The 15,833-nt window shown below is 46.5% G+C and carries 16 protein-coding genes; 3 read left to right on the plus strand and 13 right to left on the minus strand.

Annotation, left to right across the window (positions count from 1 at the left end):
* Positions 1 to 73: 73 nt before the first annotated feature.
* Positions 74 to 805 carry a DUF421 domain-containing protein gene (locus tag NYE22_RS15180; RefSeq protein ID WP_015715759.1) on the minus strand — a complete coding sequence of 244 codons (732 nt, stop codon included), beginning with the start codon at positions 803 to 805 and terminating at the stop codon, positions 74 to 76.
* Between the two features lie 148 nt (positions 806 to 953).
* Between NYE22_RS15180 and NYE22_RS15185 the strand changes: the two genes are divergently transcribed.
* A complete protein-coding gene (locus NYE22_RS15185; protein ID WP_032725555.1) occupies positions 954 to 1,178 on the plus strand; it encodes a hypothetical protein in 225 nt (74 codons plus the stop codon).
* A gap of 76 nt (positions 1,179 to 1,254) precedes the next feature.
* Here NYE22_RS15185 and hmpA read toward each other — a convergent pair whose 3' ends face one another.
* Both hmpA and NYE22_RS15195 read right to left on the minus strand, forming a co-directional pair.
* Entirely contained in the window at positions 1,255 to 2,454 is a 1,200-nt protein-coding gene (gene hmpA, locus NYE22_RS15190; protein ID WP_003232593.1) for an NO-inducible flavohemoprotein, read from the minus strand.
* Positions 2,455 to 2,694: 240 nt separating this feature from the next.
* Complete coding sequence (locus tag NYE22_RS15195) at positions 2,695 to 3,213, minus strand: acyl-CoA thioesterase (RefSeq protein ID WP_003232595.1); 519 nt, start codon at positions 3,211 to 3,213, stop codon at positions 2,695 to 2,697.
* 159 nt (positions 3,214 to 3,372) lie between these two features.
* On the opposite strand from NYE22_RS15195, the gene NYE22_RS15200 reads away from it, so the two are divergent.
* Positions 3,373 to 4,233 (plus strand): dimethylarginine dimethylaminohydrolase family protein, encoded by an 861-nt coding sequence (locus tag NYE22_RS15200; RefSeq protein WP_032725552.1) that lies wholly within the window; start codon positions 3,373 to 3,375, stop codon positions 4,231 to 4,233.
* 89 nt (positions 4,234 to 4,322) lie between these two features.
* A complete protein-coding gene (gene pgl, locus NYE22_RS15205) occupies positions 4,323 to 5,372 on the plus strand; it encodes a 6-phosphogluconolactonase (RefSeq protein WP_070548863.1) in 1,050 nt (349 codons plus the stop codon).
* 43 nt (positions 5,373 to 5,415) lie between these two features.
* Here pgl and NYE22_RS15210 read toward each other — a convergent pair whose 3' ends face one another.
* The 10 genes from NYE22_RS15210 to proG all read right to left on the minus strand — a co-directional run bounded on the left by NYE22_RS15210 (position 5,416) and on the right by proG (position 15,795).
* Positions 5,416 to 6,405: an oligopeptide/dipeptide ABC transporter ATP-binding protein gene (locus NYE22_RS15210; protein WP_003232600.1), complete on the minus strand. Its 990-nt coding sequence runs from the start codon at positions 6,403 to 6,405 to the stop codon at positions 5,416 to 5,418.
* 12 nt (positions 6,406 to 6,417) lie between these two features.
* Entirely contained in the window at positions 6,418 to 7,308 is an 891-nt protein-coding gene (gene eepC, locus NYE22_RS15215; RefSeq protein WP_342411952.1) for a gamma-D-glutamyl-L-lysine dipeptidyl-peptidase, read from the minus strand.
* Positions 7,305 to 8,405, minus strand: a complete 1,101-nt coding sequence (gene ykfB / locus NYE22_RS15220; protein WP_160243995.1) for an L-Ala-D/L-Glu epimerase — start codon at positions 8,403 to 8,405, stop codon at positions 7,305 to 7,307. Before ykfB ends, eepC begins: the two co-directional genes overlap by 4 nt.
* Complete coding sequence (locus NYE22_RS15225; protein ID WP_342411953.1) at positions 8,402 to 9,361, minus strand: LD-carboxypeptidase; 960 nt, start codon at positions 9,359 to 9,361, stop codon at positions 8,402 to 8,404. Before NYE22_RS15225 ends, ykfB begins: the two co-directional genes overlap by 4 nt.
* An 87-nt stretch (positions 9,362 to 9,448) precedes the next feature.
* Positions 9,449 to 11,098, minus strand: coding sequence for a dipeptide ABC transporter substrate-binding protein DppE (gene dppE / locus NYE22_RS15230; RefSeq protein ID WP_072174130.1), 1,650 nt, complete (start codon positions 11,096 to 11,098; stop codon positions 9,449 to 9,451).
* A gap of 2 nt (positions 11,099 to 11,100) precedes the next feature.
* Positions 11,101 to 12,108: a dipeptide ABC transporter ATP-binding subunit DppD gene (gene dppD / locus NYE22_RS15235; protein WP_015715751.1), complete on the minus strand. Its 1,008-nt coding sequence runs from the start codon at positions 12,106 to 12,108 to the stop codon at positions 11,101 to 11,103.
* A 4-nt stretch (positions 12,109 to 12,112) separates the two neighbouring features.
* A complete protein-coding gene (dppC, locus tag NYE22_RS15240; RefSeq protein ID WP_133953370.1) occupies positions 12,113 to 13,075 on the minus strand; it encodes a dipeptide ABC transporter permease DppC in 963 nt (320 codons plus the stop codon).
* Positions 13,076 to 13,080: 5 nt separating this feature from the next.
* Complete coding sequence (dppB, locus tag NYE22_RS15245) at positions 13,081 to 14,007, minus strand: dipeptide ABC transporter permease DppB (RefSeq protein WP_003245446.1); 927 nt, start codon at positions 14,005 to 14,007, stop codon at positions 13,081 to 13,083.
* 16 nt (positions 14,008 to 14,023) lie between these two features.
* Positions 14,024 to 14,848 carry a D-aminopeptidase DppA gene (gene dppA / locus NYE22_RS15250; protein ID WP_014479576.1) on the minus strand — a complete coding sequence of 275 codons (825 nt, stop codon included), beginning with the start codon at positions 14,846 to 14,848 and terminating at the stop codon, positions 14,024 to 14,026.
* A 128-nt stretch (positions 14,849 to 14,976) separates the two neighbouring features.
* Positions 14,977 to 15,795 carry a pyrroline-5-carboxylate reductase ProG gene (proG, locus tag NYE22_RS15255; RefSeq protein ID WP_133953372.1) on the minus strand — a complete coding sequence of 273 codons (819 nt, stop codon included), beginning with the start codon at positions 15,793 to 15,795 and terminating at the stop codon, positions 14,977 to 14,979.
* Between the last annotated feature and the right edge of the window lie 38 nt (positions 15,796 to 15,833).

Consider the following 15,833-nt stretch of genomic DNA (forward strand, 5'->3'; position numbering starts at 1 on the left):
CTAGGTACATTTGACACCAAACAAAAATTCCCTTTAAAAAAGAAAAAAGCTCTCATTACAAGAGAGAGCCATCTTAATTGTTATTTCCCGGTTTATATAAGTAAGGATCATGCTGCGGTTCATTAGCGGTATTTAAATCAAGGGATATATCACCGCGTGCATTCATCGTGCCAAGGGTAATCGAAGACAGCAGTTTGGGGCTGTACCCTTTTTCCTCAAGCTTCTCAAACAGCCAGGATCGGTTTTTTTGGAGATATTTCAAATTATGATCAAGGATTTCGCCATCCAGTATGAGCGGAATCGGGATAAAATTCCGTTCAGCTTCCATATTCAAATCCCGCACCTGCACCGCTCTCGCTTCCTCTTTCGGGATGACGCTTACTTCTCCCGTTTCTTCAATGATAGCAAGATCAATGTCAGCCGGGTCGGCATAGCCCTTTTCCCTCAGCTTTCCAAGCAGCTCATTAACAGTCAGCCTTTCTTTACGAAGGCCGCGTTCATCAATATCCCCGTTTCGGATTAGGACAGTCGGGCTCACGACCAGGAGCCATCGCCATTTATTAGATAAAGAGAGCTTGCTCATGATAAGATAAAGCACCAAAAAAGCACCCGCATAATAAATTGACATCGGCAGCTTGGATGTAAGGATCGGCTCACTGATAATGGTTCCGATTGCGAAGGTCAAAAGCAGATCAAAATTGTTCATTTGTGACACAGCTTTTTTACCGGCAAGCCGAAACAAAATATATGCAATCGAAAATACGATAACTGGCTTCAGTAAAAATACCCATACCATCCATAACACCGATCTTTACCTCCATCCGCTGGTCATATTGAGCCTATTGTGCCCCGTGGCAGGCCCGCTATGCATCAGTGTCTAAATAGGCGAACGTGCACATCGCCTGAACATAACATAATAGAAAGTGACACCGATTGGAGGCGCAATACGCAATATGAAAAATCAGAAGTCGAATACCCATTGGCCCTTTGATCTGCCATTGGCTCCCCAACCCGCGGGCTACCAGCAGCAAACAATCGACAGGCTGGCCGGTTTGGAGCTAAGGATGGAGCAACTAATTAGAGCGATTGAGGTAAACAATGAATTGCTGAGAACAATGCAAGAACAGCAAAACCGTGTATGCACAAATGGCGGCGGGTCTGTGATTGTCCGGATGTAGAAACCGGCGCTTGTCTACCTTCTTATATCTCAATAAAAAACTCTTCTCTGAAAGGAGAAGAGTTTCATGTATGTGTTCAAACGGACTGCGCCAAACTTAATTGCGGGCCGAATAGCTCGTAATGGATAGATTCCGGCGCTGATCCGAGCTCTGATACAAGCTTATGCATTGCCGTAATAAACGACGGTGAACCGCAAATATAGTAATCCGCATCTGTGTTGGCAATCAGTTCTTTGAGGAATTGCTGATCAATCTGTCCTTCATGAAAATGCAGATCACCTGCACGGTCTTCCTCTGTCGGCTCGCGATACACAAATGCTGTTTTAACAGCAGAATGTTTTGCTGCTTCTTCTACTTCATGGCGCAATGCATGATATTCACTGTTTTTCGCCGCATGAATGAACAAAATTTGCCGTTCAGGCTGTTTGGAAACAGATGTTTTAAGCATGCTGATCATTGGTGTAATGCCAACTCCGGCACTGATCAAAACGAGATCTTTTTGTGATGCATGATCTAAAACAAAGTCCCCTGCCGGTGCGCTGATCTCTATTGAATCTCCCTCCTGCAGCCCATCGTGTAAGTAGGAAGACACGACACCATCTTTCTTCACTGAAATTCGATAATAGTCTTTTCCCGGCATATCAGACAGGCTGTACTGGCGGATATGCGTATATTCAGAATCAGGAATCCGCACTTTGATGCTGATATATTGCCCTGCTTGGAATTCAGGTAACGGCTTGCCGTCTTCCGGTTTCAAATAGAAGGATGTAATTTCTTTGCTTTCCCGCTCTTTTTTTGCGATAACGAATGGCTTATACTCCTTCCAGCCGCCGGCTTGCTCTTCAGCCTGTTCATACATGTCTTTTTCAATTCCGATGAACGCGTCAGCAATGACTCCGTACGCTTTTTCCCATGCCTGCATAATGTCAGGAGTTGCAGCGTCTCCCAATACATCTTTAATCGCAATCAGCAAATATTTACCGACGATTGGGTAGTGCTCAGGCTTAATTCCGATACTGCGGTGCTTGTGGCCGATTTGTTTGACAACCGGAATGATGTTTCCTAATTGGTCAATGTTTGCCGCAGCTGCAATAACGGCATTTGCCAGTGCAGTTCGCTGTGTTTTTTTCTTTTGGTTTGTTTGATTAAAAATGTTCAAAAGCTCTGGATGGTCTTGAAACATCCGATCGTAAAAACGGCCAGTGATTGTTTCTCCATGCTGTTGCAATACAGGTACAGTGCTTTTAATAATTTCGATTGTTTTGTTATCTAACATTTTATAAACAATCCTTTCGAAAAGATGTATTCAGGATATATCTTTAAAATACATGATCTTACGAATAAAAGATATATCTAAAATGAATCTTTAATAAAGTTGTCACAAAATTATCAATTTAACATGACATTTGTTGCTTTTTTATAGAATCCCCTAGCAAAAATGGACTAACCATTGTAATAATCACCATTGAAAAGTACAAAAAAAAACCCAAAACAACTTATGTTTTGGGTTTAACGTTCACCAAGGCTTATCAGTTCCGAGCGCATTTGCAAGCGCCTGGCTGTGTTTCTTGCGGTTCTTACGTTCATTAGCGCGCTGTACAGCTGTATTATGCAGCATGATTTCTTCTTCTGTTTCCGGTACAACCCTCGGTACAGGCACCGGCTTGCCATTTGAATCTAATGCGACAAATGTCAAAAAGGATGTGGCAGCGAGTTCCCGTTCGCCAGTCATCAAATGTTCCTTAATAACTTTCACAAATACTTCCATAGAAGATGTGCCGACCCATGTCACATATGACTCTAGGCAGACAGAATCCTTTTGCCCGATCGGCTTTAAAAAATCTACAGAATCCATTGAAGCTGTTACCGTTTCACGTCTGCAATGGCGCGCCGCTGAAATAGAGGCAATGTCGTCTATGTAGCTCATTAATTTTCCGCCAAACAGCGTATTATGGTTGTTCGTGTCAAGCGGGAACACCCTGCTGGTTTTCACAACCTTTGACTCTTTACAAAATCTTGTTTCCGGTGTTTCCATACCTTTCTCCCCTTTGATGTCTGATCTTTTAGCTAAATGCACTTATATTCTCCTATTAAACAATATTCTCTTCCATTTGTCTAAAATTTAAAATGGTTTAATGATTTTCATGATGAGGGAATAATAAATGTATTCTTCACACTTTAGGAGGAAAAACAAATGGACGTATCCATCCCGAAATCTCAGCACAAAACGGTATGCCGAACGGAATACGGCACACTTCAGAAAGTGATCTTATGCAAACCTGAGCACATGACCATAAAAGATGTTATAAACGAAACACAAAAACATTTTGAAGATGACAATATTCATGTAAAAACCGCTAACGACCAGCACAGCCGCTTAGTGGAGGCACTTAGGTCACACAACGTTGAGGTCATCCTTTTACCCGTTCGCGACGGGCTCCCAGAGCAGGTTTTTACTAGGGACATAGGATTTGTCATCGGAGAAAAAGCCTTTCTGTCAAGCATGACTGAACCGATTCGCCAAGGAGAAGAAGCCGTTATAAAAGATTTTTTTCACAGCCAAGGTATCTCTTACACCCGCATGCTTGATACGAGTATTGAAGGCGGAGACGTCATTATCGATGATGACATTGTTTATGTCGGAATCAGCCAGCGCACCGACATTTCAGCTATCGGCCAGCTGGAAGAGGCACTTCCTGAATATACGATCGTTCCAGTGAAGCTTCATGAAAAATTTTTGCATTTGGACTGCGTATTTAACATTGTATCTGAAAGCGAAGCGTTAATTTATCCACAGGCCATTGAGCCAGATGCAGCCGATATGCTAGCAAAACGTTATGATCTTATTGAGGTGCCCGAGGACGAACAATTTACGCTTGGCACCAACGTCCTTTCAATCGGAAAAAAAACGATCATCAGTCTCCCTGGCAACCGCCATGTCAATCAACAGCTATCGAAAAGAGGCTATCACATTATCGAAATTGACCTGTCAGAAATTATTAAATCAGGCGGCTCCTTCAGGTGCTGCACAATGCCGCTGATTCGAGGCGAATGAAGAATCTTCCCCTTTTTCATGTTTTGAACAGCTTATTTTATCAAGATACGTTAATATAGAGGTGACATCATTTTTAAGGGGGAAATCGCATGACAAAATACATAGGATATGTCGGGACGTATACAAAAGGCGGAAGCGAAGGAATTTATTCATTTGAGCTTGATACTGAGAAAAAAGCACTCAGCGAGCCAAAGCTGGCCGCTAAGCTGGGCAACCCGACATATGTGGCGCCGAATAAAAACAACACCATCCTTTATTCCATCGAAAAAGCAGACGGCCAAGGCGGAGTTGCTGCCTATCAAATCGATAAAAACAGCGGCGAGTTGACATTTCTGAATCATCAGTTAATTGATGGCCCTTCGCCATGTCACGTAAGCATTGATGATCAAAATCAATTCGTCCTGACTGCCAATTATCACAGCGGGAAGGTACACGTTTTTCCGGTTCAGGAAGACGGCAGCTTGCAATCACCTGTTTCAGAAGCCGCTCACACAGGAAAAGGGCCGCACGAAAGACAAGAAAAACCGCATACACACTACGCGGGGTTCACACCTGAACACAATTATGTGGTAGCGGTTGATTTAGGTATAGATAAGCTGTACACCTATAAGCTGAATGACGGCGTGTTGACTGAATCCGGAAGCCATTCCTTCGCTCCCGGTGCAGGACCTCGCCATATCGCTTTTCATCCGAAAGAAAAATACGCTTATGTCATGACAGAATTAAGCAATGAAGTGATTGCGCTTGAATACAACCCGACAGCCGGCGAATTTAGAGAAATCCAAGTCGTTTCTGCCATCCCTGATGATTTTACAGATAACAGCCAGGGAAGCGCAATTCATGTCACGCAGGATGGACGTTTTGTTTATGTCGCAAACCGCGGCCATGACAGTATCGCCGTATTTGAAGTGAATCAATATTCAGGAGAGCTGGCTTTCGTAGAAAGAGTGTCGACAGAAGGAAACTGGCCTCGTGACTTTGTACTTGACCCAACGGAAGGGTTCCTCGTTGCTTCAAATGAAGAAACAGGCAACCTTGTCTTGTTTGAAAGAGACAAAGAAACCGGCCGATTGACACTCCTCCCATCAACGGTTTCTGTCCCTTACCCGGTTTGTGTAAAGTTTTTACATCAAGTATAAAACAAATGGAGTGGCTCTAGTAAAAAGGAGCCACTCTTTTTATTTATCTCACTTTTTCCTTCGTTTCAGCATTTCGATACAAATGGCAAGCGACAAAACGGCCGGGTTCGATTTCTTGAAGCTGGGGACGAGATTCTCCACATTCAGGCATCGCCTCCGGACAGCGGGTACGAAACACGCAGCCGCTTGGCGGATTGACCGGGCTCGGCAGCTCTCCTTTTAAGAGAATACGCTCACGCTTGTCCTCCAATTCAGGATCTGGAATCGGAATCGAGGACAAAAGCGCCTTTGTATAGGGATGGAGCGGTTCACGATACAAGGTGCCGCTCTCTGTAATTTCCATCATGTGTCCTAAGTACATAACACCGATCCTGTCACTGATATGCTTCACCATCGAAAGATCATGGGCAATGAATAAAAACGTAAGCCCTTTCTCTTTTTGAAGCCGCTTCAGCAGGTTGACCACCTGCGCTTGAACAGAGACATCAAGTGCAGAAATCGGTTCGTCTGCCACGATAAATTCAGGATTCAGCGACAGTGCTCTCGCAATCCCGATTCTTTGCCTTTGCCCGCCGCTGAATTCATGCGGATAACGGCTGCCAAAATCGGGGTGAAGCCCAACTGCCTCAAGCAGCTCGTCCACGACGAGAAGCCGCGCTTTATGGGTATTGTAGAGATTGTGAATCTCCATCGGCTCCAAAATAATTTCTCGAACGGTCATGCGCGGGTTAAGTGAAGCATAAGGGTCCTGAAAAATCATCTGCAGTTTGCGGTTGAAGGCAAACTGCTCTTTTTCACTCAGTGCATGAAGATTTGTGCCGCGGTATGTCACGCTTCCTTCTGTCGGCTGATAAAGGCGCATCAGCACTCTCCCCAAGGTTGATTTCCCGCACCCTGATTCCCCGACTAGCCCGAACGTTTCTCCTTCACGAATCTGAAAGGTGACCCCGTCGACGGCTTTGACTGTCCGCTTTTTCCCTGCGTCAAAATGCATTTTCAGCTGGCTGACCTCTAACAAAGGCAGTGGCGTCATTTGTCTCCCTCCTTATTCTGAAAAACAGCGGCGCACCGCACAAAGTTCTTTTTCATAGATTGTCTCTTTTAATGTAATGATTTCGATTGATTTTCCTGTCTTTGGAGAATGAAGCATTTTCCCGCCGCCAACGGAGAGACCGACGTGATGAATCGCTCCTTTTCCTTCCTCATAAGCAAAAAACAGCAGGTCACCGGCTTTCATATCATCAAGCGCGACACCCTTCCCCGCCTTAGCCTGATCTCCCGCATCACGGGGGATGCTATATCCATTTGCCTTAAATATACTGTACATAAATCCGGAGCAATCAAACCCAAACCCGCTGATCCCTCCCCACAGGTAGGGAAGGCCAAGGAAAAACGCACCCGTTTGAATGATGTCTTCATCAGTCCCTTTCTGTTGGCTGACAGGCACTGTATCACTTTGCTTCACAAACCTTTCTCCCAAAACAGTCGAAACCTTAAAATATCCGTTTTCTTTTGCAATGAAGGGGAGAACCGTCAAAAAGCTCAATTCGATCTCCTTTTCTCCATTGCTTTTGTACAAAAAGGCAGCAGGTTTGCTGATCATCACATCGTGTTGTGAATGGATGGGCATAGATTTTTCCAGCTGGTTCTTTTTCATCCAGCCTGGGTATCCGCGCGGATCCTTTCGGGTTGGCTGGCTAGGCACGATCACAGAAACCCATTCCCCCTGTTCTGCCATCACAAGTACCTTTTCGCCAAAAAGAACCTGAGTTTGGATTACATTGTCTGTACATAATCCAAGCCGTTCATCATACGTCATGCGCTCCAGCCAGTCTCTGATCCTTACAGTCGGTTGAAGCATGAATTGATCAGACGGACGCGGTGAATCAGGCGCTGTCCAGATGTTGGCCACTGCTGATATGACAGTGTGCATCATTGCTCTTTTTCCCCTTTCAAAAGCGCAGTCCCGGTGATTCCGAGGCCCGGTTTGCCAGGCATCGAAATCGTGCTGCCGCTATATGTTATGCCGCCTTTGAATACATCTGTTTTCAGCATCAGCGGCGCGTCAAAATCAAAGCGTGTGATGTTTCTCTTGCTTGCCGCAAAATGCGCCGCGGCCGTAATGCCCAGCTTCGTTTCGATCATGCTGCCGACCATACACTCCACCCCGCAGGCCTCCGCCATGGCATTAATTTTCTCTGCTCCGCTGATGCCGCCCGCTTTCATCAATTTAATATTGATCAAGTCTGCGCTCCGGGTTTGCAGAACTTCGAACGCCTGGCGCGGTGTAAAAACACTTTCATCAGCCATAATCGGCGTATCTGTTGCATCTGTCACCTTTTTAAGCCCAGCGAGATCATCTTTATGGACAGGCTGCTCGACAAGCTCAATGCCTAGACCCGCATCCTCCATTTTCCGAATGGCAGTTACCGCTTCCTTCGGCGTCCACCCCTGATTAGCGTCTAAACGCAGTTTCACAGCTGATCCGACACGTTTTCTGATTTCCTGGATACGGGCAATATCTGTTGCAATATCATCTTTTCCGACCTTTATTTTCAGCGTTTGAAAGCCTTGTTTGAGATAATTCTCGGCATCAGCTGCCATCTCTTCAGGTGAGTTGACACTGACGGTATAATCTGTTTCCAGCGTATCTCGATATCCGCCAAGCATTTGATAAAGCGGCAGCCCGCACATCTGCGCCCAGCCGTCGTATAGCGCCATTTCTACAGCAGCCTTCGCGCTCATATTTCCTGTAAGAAGATGCTGGATGTCGTGCAGAATGGCCTCACAGCCGGACAGGCTTTTTCCAAGCAATGCCGGCTTCAACACATGGTGGATGGCACTTTCAATGCTATCCATGCTGTCTCCTGTAATCACTAACGTCGGGGGTGCTTCTCCCCATCCGACTGCACCGCTGTCATAAGTAATCCTTACTATGACTGATTCAGCCGTATACACAGTGCGAAGCGCGGTTTTAAACGGCTTTGTCAGCGGGACAGCGATTCGGCTTGTTTCGATTCGAATGATTTTCATGTCTTCAGCGCCCCTTCTGAAACGCCTGCCTCTATTACGACTGTTTTTTCTGCTGTATTCATAGCAGCTTTCGCACCGATCGGAACGGCAATACTTGGCGAGCAGTGGCCGATTTTAAATCCTCTCAGAGCAGGCCTGCCCGCAGAAATAATATAGTCTTCCAGCACTTGCTCAAGCGAGAGAGACTTCTCTCGCTTCACCGGGACACAATTGTGAAAATCACAAACTAGAATTCCCGCAGCGTCCGTCAGCTTCCCCGCCATTTTCAGCTGATTCAGCATCCGGTCGATTTGATAAGGCTCCTCGTCAATATCTTCAATAAACAGAAGCTTTCCTCTCGTATCAATTTCAAATGGCGTGCCCAGTGTAGACGTCAGCAAAGACAGATTTCCCCCGACAAGCTCGCCTTCCGCTTTTCCAGGAACAAGCGTGGTCAGCGGAGAAAGCTCTTCTGTATAGGTGAATTCCGTCTCCTGGAAGAGCTGCTTATATGACGCTTTTGTCAGCGGGTGAACGTCGTCAAAGCCAATATCCGAGCTGAGCATTGGGCCATGGAAGGTGACAAGACCTGTGTTTTGATGAATGGCAGTATGTAAAAACGTAATATCGCTGTATCCCCAAAAGATTTTAGGGTGTTTGCGGATCAAGCTGAAATCAATGCCCGCGGCGATACGTCCTGTCCCAAAACCCCCGCATGCGCACAACACTGCTTTTACCTCCTCGTCTCTGAACATCTCATGGAGATCCGCCAGCCGCTCATCATCCTGTCCCGCTAAATAGCCGTGCTGGTTTTTCAGCGCCTTGCCCAGCTTTACCTGAAGACCGAGCTCTTCTAAAAATAAAAGCGCGGTGTCAAGCTTTTTTGGATCCGGCGGACTTGCGGGCGCGATCACTCCGACTGTATCACCCTTTTTCAGCGCTTTCGGCTTGTAATTCAACGAAAACACTCCTTTCATTTGCTCTGCACCCTACGTATACGTGCAAGAAAGAGAAAAAATACCGCTCCTTCGCATAAAGAAGCAGTATTTCCTCAATCACCGCCATCAGTTTTTATCTGCCCATTTTAAATCGATATAGCCGACAGGGTGACGGACAATTCCTTTTACTTGTTCATTTTGCAGGTGAACCTGATTATAAAAATAAACCGGAATGATCGGCGCTTCATTGATGAGCAGCTCTTCAGCTTGATGCATAAGAGAGAACCGTGTTTTTTCATCGGCTTCATTTTTCGCCTGTTTGATCAGCTGATCGTATTCTTTATTGGCCCAGCCTGTGCGGTTCATCGAATTTCCCGTTTGAAAGGCTTCCAGAAAACTGATAGGGTCCGCGTAATCAGGCAAAAATGAGCTTTGAGAGAATTGGAATTTCAGCGCTTTTTGATCCTCTAAAAATACGTTCCATTCCATATTGGCCAGCTTTACATCGACTCCAAGGCTATTTTTCAATTTTTGCTGAATAGCTTCGGCAATCTTTTTATGCTCCGGCTTTGTGCTGTAAGTAAGCGTGATCGCAGGAAGCTTATTATAGTTTTCTTCCTTCATGCCCTTTTCGAGCAGCTGCTTCGCTTTGCTTTCGTTAGGCTTGATCAGGTCTCCGCCTGCTTCACGGAAATCTTTGCCGTCAGGCTGCGTAAACCCAGGCGATACAAAGGCACGCGCCGGTTTTTCATTATTTTTCGTGACATACTTTACAATTTCCTCTTGATCCACAGCCATCGCAAAGGCTTTTCTGATGTTTTCATTTTGAAACGGCTCCATGTTGACATTAAATCGATAGAAATAGAGACCCGCCTGGTCAACAATATTGACGTTATCCTGATCAAGCAGCTGATCACTCAGCTCAGCAGGGACATAAGCGGTATCAAGTTCCCCTGATTGAAACATCTGGTAATCTGTATTTCTGTCACTGACCATCGCCCATTTCACCTTATCAAGCTTCACTGTATCTTTATCCCAATACGTGTCGCTTTTCTCCATTGTGATGCTGTCATCATGCTTCCATTCCGTCAGCTTAAACGGGCCGTTTCCGACAAATGTATCCGCCTCAGCAAACCACTTTGGATTGTCTTTATCGACCTTTTCATTTACCGGAAAATACGCAGGATTGGACACAACGCTCAGAAAATATTTTTGCGGTGCTTCCAGTGTAACTTCAAGGGTTCGATCATCCTTTGCCGTCACCTTCACATCATCTTTTTTCCCTTTCCCGCTGTTATATGCTTCGCCGCCTTCAATAAAATAACCTAGGAATGCCGATGAAGCGCCTTTTTTCGGATCAAGCATCCGCTTCCACGCGTATTCGAAGTCTCCGGCTGTTACAGGATCTCCGTTTGTCCATTTCGCATTTTCCCGAATCGTAAATGTGTAAGTTTTATTATCTTTCGAAACAGACCACTTCTCCGCCATTGCCGGCTCGGGCTCATGATCTTTGCCAAGACGCGTCAGCCCCTCCATGATGTTATTTAACGGCTGCCATGACACATTATTAAAGCCGATCGGCGGATCGAATGAAGTCGGTTCATTTTCATTATTTACATACAGCACCTTTTCTCCGCTGGTTTTTGCCTTATCATGACTGCCTTCTTTTCCGGCCTGTTCATTTGCTGTGCACCCCATCAGCGCAAACGAAAGTCCTAATGCAAGACCCATGCCCCATAGCTTTTTCACTCGTTTCATCCTCTTCCCCCTTTTTATGTTCAATCCTTCGCATCCCCTGACAGCACCGCATGCTCTGCTCGTTGATCCTGCAGCCAGCAGTTGACGGTGTGCGAGTCAGATCTGATCGTCTGGCCCGGGTACACCCTGTCACACACAACCATCCTGTTCGGACAGCGGGCGGCAAACGGGCAGCCCGGCGGAGGCGAAAATAAATCCGGCGGCGTTCCGTCGATTGGGATCAGCTCAGCGCCATCTAAATCCAGCCGCGGAACAGAAGCCAGCAGTCCTTTTGTATAAGGGTGCTGCGGCTGATAAAAAATATCTTTTCTCGTGCCGATTTCCGCGATTTTCCCGGCATACATGACTGCGACTCTGTCAGCTACCTGGGCAACGACCCCTAAATCATGTGTAATCAGAATGACAGACACATTCGTTTTTCTCTGAATCTCTTTAAACAGCTCTAAAATCTGTGCCTGAATGGTTACATCTAGGGCGGTGGTCGGTTCATCCGCAATTAAGATGTCAGGCTCGCAAATCAGCGCCATCGCAATGACAATCCGCTGTCTCATGCCGCCGCTGAATTGGTGGGGATATTGCTTTAGGCGCTCTTCGGGATCTGGAATACCAACCAATGACAGCATGGAAAGCACCTCTTTCCGCGCCGCTTTTTTGCTCATTTTTTTGTGGCGCAATAGCGCTTCCCCCAGCTGGTCGCCGACAGTCAGCGTAGGGTTTAACGCCGTCATCGGGTCTTGAAAAATCATAGAAATGTCGGCTCCCCTGATACCTCTCATTTCTTTGTCAGAGAGACGGCAAAGGTCTTTGTTTTTAAATAGAATGCTGCCGTCTGTCACCTTCGCCGAATAAGGCGGAAGCAGGCCCATGATGCTTTGGGAGGTAACGCTTTTGCCGCAGCCGGATTCGCCGACGATCGCAAAGGTTTCTCCTTGATACAAATCAAAGCTCACCCCTCTGACCGCCTGAACCGTCCCGCCGTAAGTCGTAAAAGACACGTGCAGATTTTGGACTGACAGAACTTTTTCCATACAGCTACCTCCTCAGCTTAGGGTCAAGCGCATCCTGCAATCCGTCCCCCAGCACATTAAACGCGTACATCGTCAGAGATATGAAAAAGGCCGGAAAAAACAGGCGCCACCAATGCCCAGATAAAATCGTAGGCAGGCCGTCATTCGCCATCACGCCCCAACTTGCAAACGGAGCCTGTATGCCGAGGCCGAGAAAGCTTAAAAATGATTCTGCGAATATGGCGGCAGGTACGGTTAATGTCATTTGTACGATGATCGCTCCCATAGTATTCGGCAGCAAATTCTTTCGGATGATGCGAAAGGTTTTCGCACCAAAGGTTTTCGAGGCGAGTACATATTCATAATTTTTAATCTGAAGCACCTGGCCTCTTACAATTCTCGCCATGCCGACCCACCCGGTCACAGTCAGCGCCACAATAATAGTGCCCAGTCCCGGTCCCATGAGCACCATCAGCAAAATGACAACAAGCAGGTACGGCAGGCCGTACAGCACTTCGATAATCCGCATCATAATGCTGTCAATCCTGCCGCCTTTATAGCCGGCAACGCCTCCGTAAATGACACCGATCAAAAAATCAATCAGTGCTGCCATCACGCCGACAAACAACGAGATTCTCGCGCCATACCATGTTCGGGTAAACACATCCCGGCCGAGTTCATCGGTGCCGAACCAATGATCGGCTGAGGGCGGAAGATTTTGTTCTGTCAGCGATTGGCGTACGACACTATGGGGCGATAAAAAGGGCCCGATAACTGCCATGACAAAAAGAAATAAAAGAATAAAGAGTCCGGCCATCGCTAATTTATTTTTTTTCAGCCTCCTCCAGGCATCCTGCGTGTATGATAAACTCGGCCGCTTGACCGAATCAACTTCCCGATTTTTTTCCTGATTCGAGACAAACCACTCATCAGGCACCTGATTGTGCTGTTCTGGCTGGCGTTCATCCGTTTGTACAGGGAGATTCACACGCTTCACCCTTTCTTATGCAGTTTAATGCGCGGGTCTAAGAGACCGTAGGCCAAATCGACCAAAAACAGCATGATAATCAGAATGACGCTGTAAAAAACGGTCGTTCCCATAATCACGGGGTAGTCCCGCTGATTAATGCTTTCAACAAAATATTTTCCCATTCCCGGAATGGCAAAGATTTTTTCAATGACAAAGCTTCCTGTTAAGATGCTGGCGACGAGTGTGCCCAGAACGGTAATGACGGGCATGAGTGCATTTCTGAGTGCGTGTTTTACGATAATTTTGAACGGAGAAAGCCCTTTTGCTTTTGCTGTGCGGATATAATCCTGTGTCAGAACTTCAACCATGCTCGAGCGTGTCAGCCTGGCAATGATCGCCATTGGCCCTACAGCAAGCGCTGCGGTCGGAAGCACCATATGAATCGGGCTCGTCCATGTCGCAGCGGGAAATAGTTTGAGATTGACAGCAAATTGCTGAATGAGCAATGTTGCCAGAATAAAATTCGGGATGGAGATGCCGAGTACTGCAAGACTCATCGCAGCGTAGTCCAAAAAGCCATTGCGGCGGAGTGCAGCGATTACGCCCAGCACCAGCCCAGAAATCACAGCAATGACAATCGCTGTCATCCCAAGCTCAAAGGAAACGGGAAATCCGCGTTCCAGCATATCATTTACGCTGTCCGACGGTTTTTTTATTGAAGGTCCGAAATCGAATGTAATGATGGATTTTAAGTAGAAAATGTATTGGAAAATGAGAGGATCGTCTAAGTGATAGTAGGCTTCGAGATTTTTTTGAACGGCTTCATTTGTGCCTCTCTCCTCGTTAAAAGGAGATCCGGGAATGACCTTCATGAGAACAAAAGTCAGGGTGGTAATCACCAAAATCGTAGCTGCCATTGCCCAAAAACGCTTTATCATGTATCGCGCCAAAGCCTAAAACACCCCTTTAGCAGAATGATGTCCGCATCGCAAGCTCAGTCATGACAAGCATCGCCTGATAGGCTTCAAGCATGTCCTTCGCCTGAAATTGAACGGTTGTAGTTCCCGTCTTGATTTCCGTTCCCGGCATCAGATTCGCCCATTCTGCTTGGCCATAATTGGCGAATTCAATGCTCAGAACCGGCCTGTCAGGCGGGGTGAGCGGCTTGACTTTGTCCTTGTTTTGCAGGGCAAACGCGGTTTTTTCTGTCAACAGCCGTCCGGCTTTCGCAGGGGACAAGCACTTCACTGCGGATCTTGAAATGGTTTGTTTGACTGCGGCTGTCGTCACGTTCGGGATAAGCTCTTCCGCTTCCTTCGCCGCCCGGTCATCCCCGGCTACCATTAATACCGGGACATCATAATAACCGGCAACGTATGCATTTAATCCAAGCTCACCGACAGGCCGATCGTTTATGTAAAAATGACGGACGCCGAAAATCATGCTGTGTGACATGACACCGGGAGTCGAGGCTCTCGCATGATAACCGAGAAACAAAGCGCCTGTAAACGTATCATCCAGTCCCTCCACCATTGAAAATGGTTTGACGTCACCAGAAATCAAGTCTGCTTCAGGGTGAAGCTTTTCAACCATCAGATTATTCATCTTCGAATGACTGTCATTGACCAGCACCTCGGTACACCCGCTGTTAAACGCTTCAGCAATACAGTAGTTTGCTTCTTCAGTCATGATAAGCCGTCCGCGTTCATAATTCCGCTTGCCGGAATCCACAAAGGTATCGTCCGGAAGACCCGAAATACCTTCCATATCTACTGACATGTACAATTTCATAGAGCTCCTCCTTTTTTACTAAATTATGAATATTCTAACAAATTATATTAAAAAAAGAGGAAAAATGCAATATAACTGGGGAAAATCTCAACCATTCAGTGATAAAAAAAGAATCCTCTTTCAAGGATTCATGTCTGTTTACCAACCTGTTCTGTAAGCAGTTCATATTTTTTCAGGGTTCTTTCAAACACCTCATCAAAAACGTCAGGCACAGAGGCGCGTATCACCTCAGCCCCCTCTCCCGTTATTCCGCCTTTGGTTGCGACACGTTCCAGCGTCTCCTCGAAAGACATATTTTTTTCGATCAGCAGCTTGCCAGTTCCGTATAACGAATGAATCAGAAAATCAAAGGCTTCTTCTTTGGACAAGCTGCTGTTTCTGACCGCAGACAGTGCCAGCTCTTCGAAGATTGCCGCTATGAATCCCGGTGCCGAGCTCGTTAAATTGCTGGCCGCATCAACATTCGATTCTTTGATTTCTCGTACACGGCTGAAAACCGATAACAATTCATTCAGATGCTCTTTCTTCTCCGCAGCCAGTGCTTCACTGTGAACGACAAGTGAGATGCCCGCTTCTGCTTCGGACGTAATGGCAGGAATAACACGTGATACACCGGCTTCTGTTTCTGCCTCCAAAAGACGCAGCGGCACACCGGCAGCTATGGATACGATGTGAGTATTTCTGTTCACATACGGGTGCAGACGGCGCATTGTTTCGATGACATGGAGCGGCGGGACGCATATCAAAATCAATTGGCACGTATTTGCCCAATTCTCCAACGGATCAGCCGATACGTTTGGATAATCTGACAGGAGTGCCCGCAGCCGCTCCCCCTTCGTTCTCGTCTCAATAAATAGCTCATTCTCTTTTATTTGTTCATGTTTCAACAGCTGTCTGGCGATCATATCCGCCATGCTGCCATATCCAATCAATCCAATCTGTTCCATCGACTCAGTCCTTTCATATACAATATGAAGTGTACCGT

It is taken from the genome of Bacillus sp. FSL K6-1560, from assembly GCF_038592935.1.
In the GTDB taxonomy this organism is placed as follows: Bacteria; Bacillota; Bacilli; order Bacillales; family Bacillaceae; genus Bacillus; species Bacillus subtilis.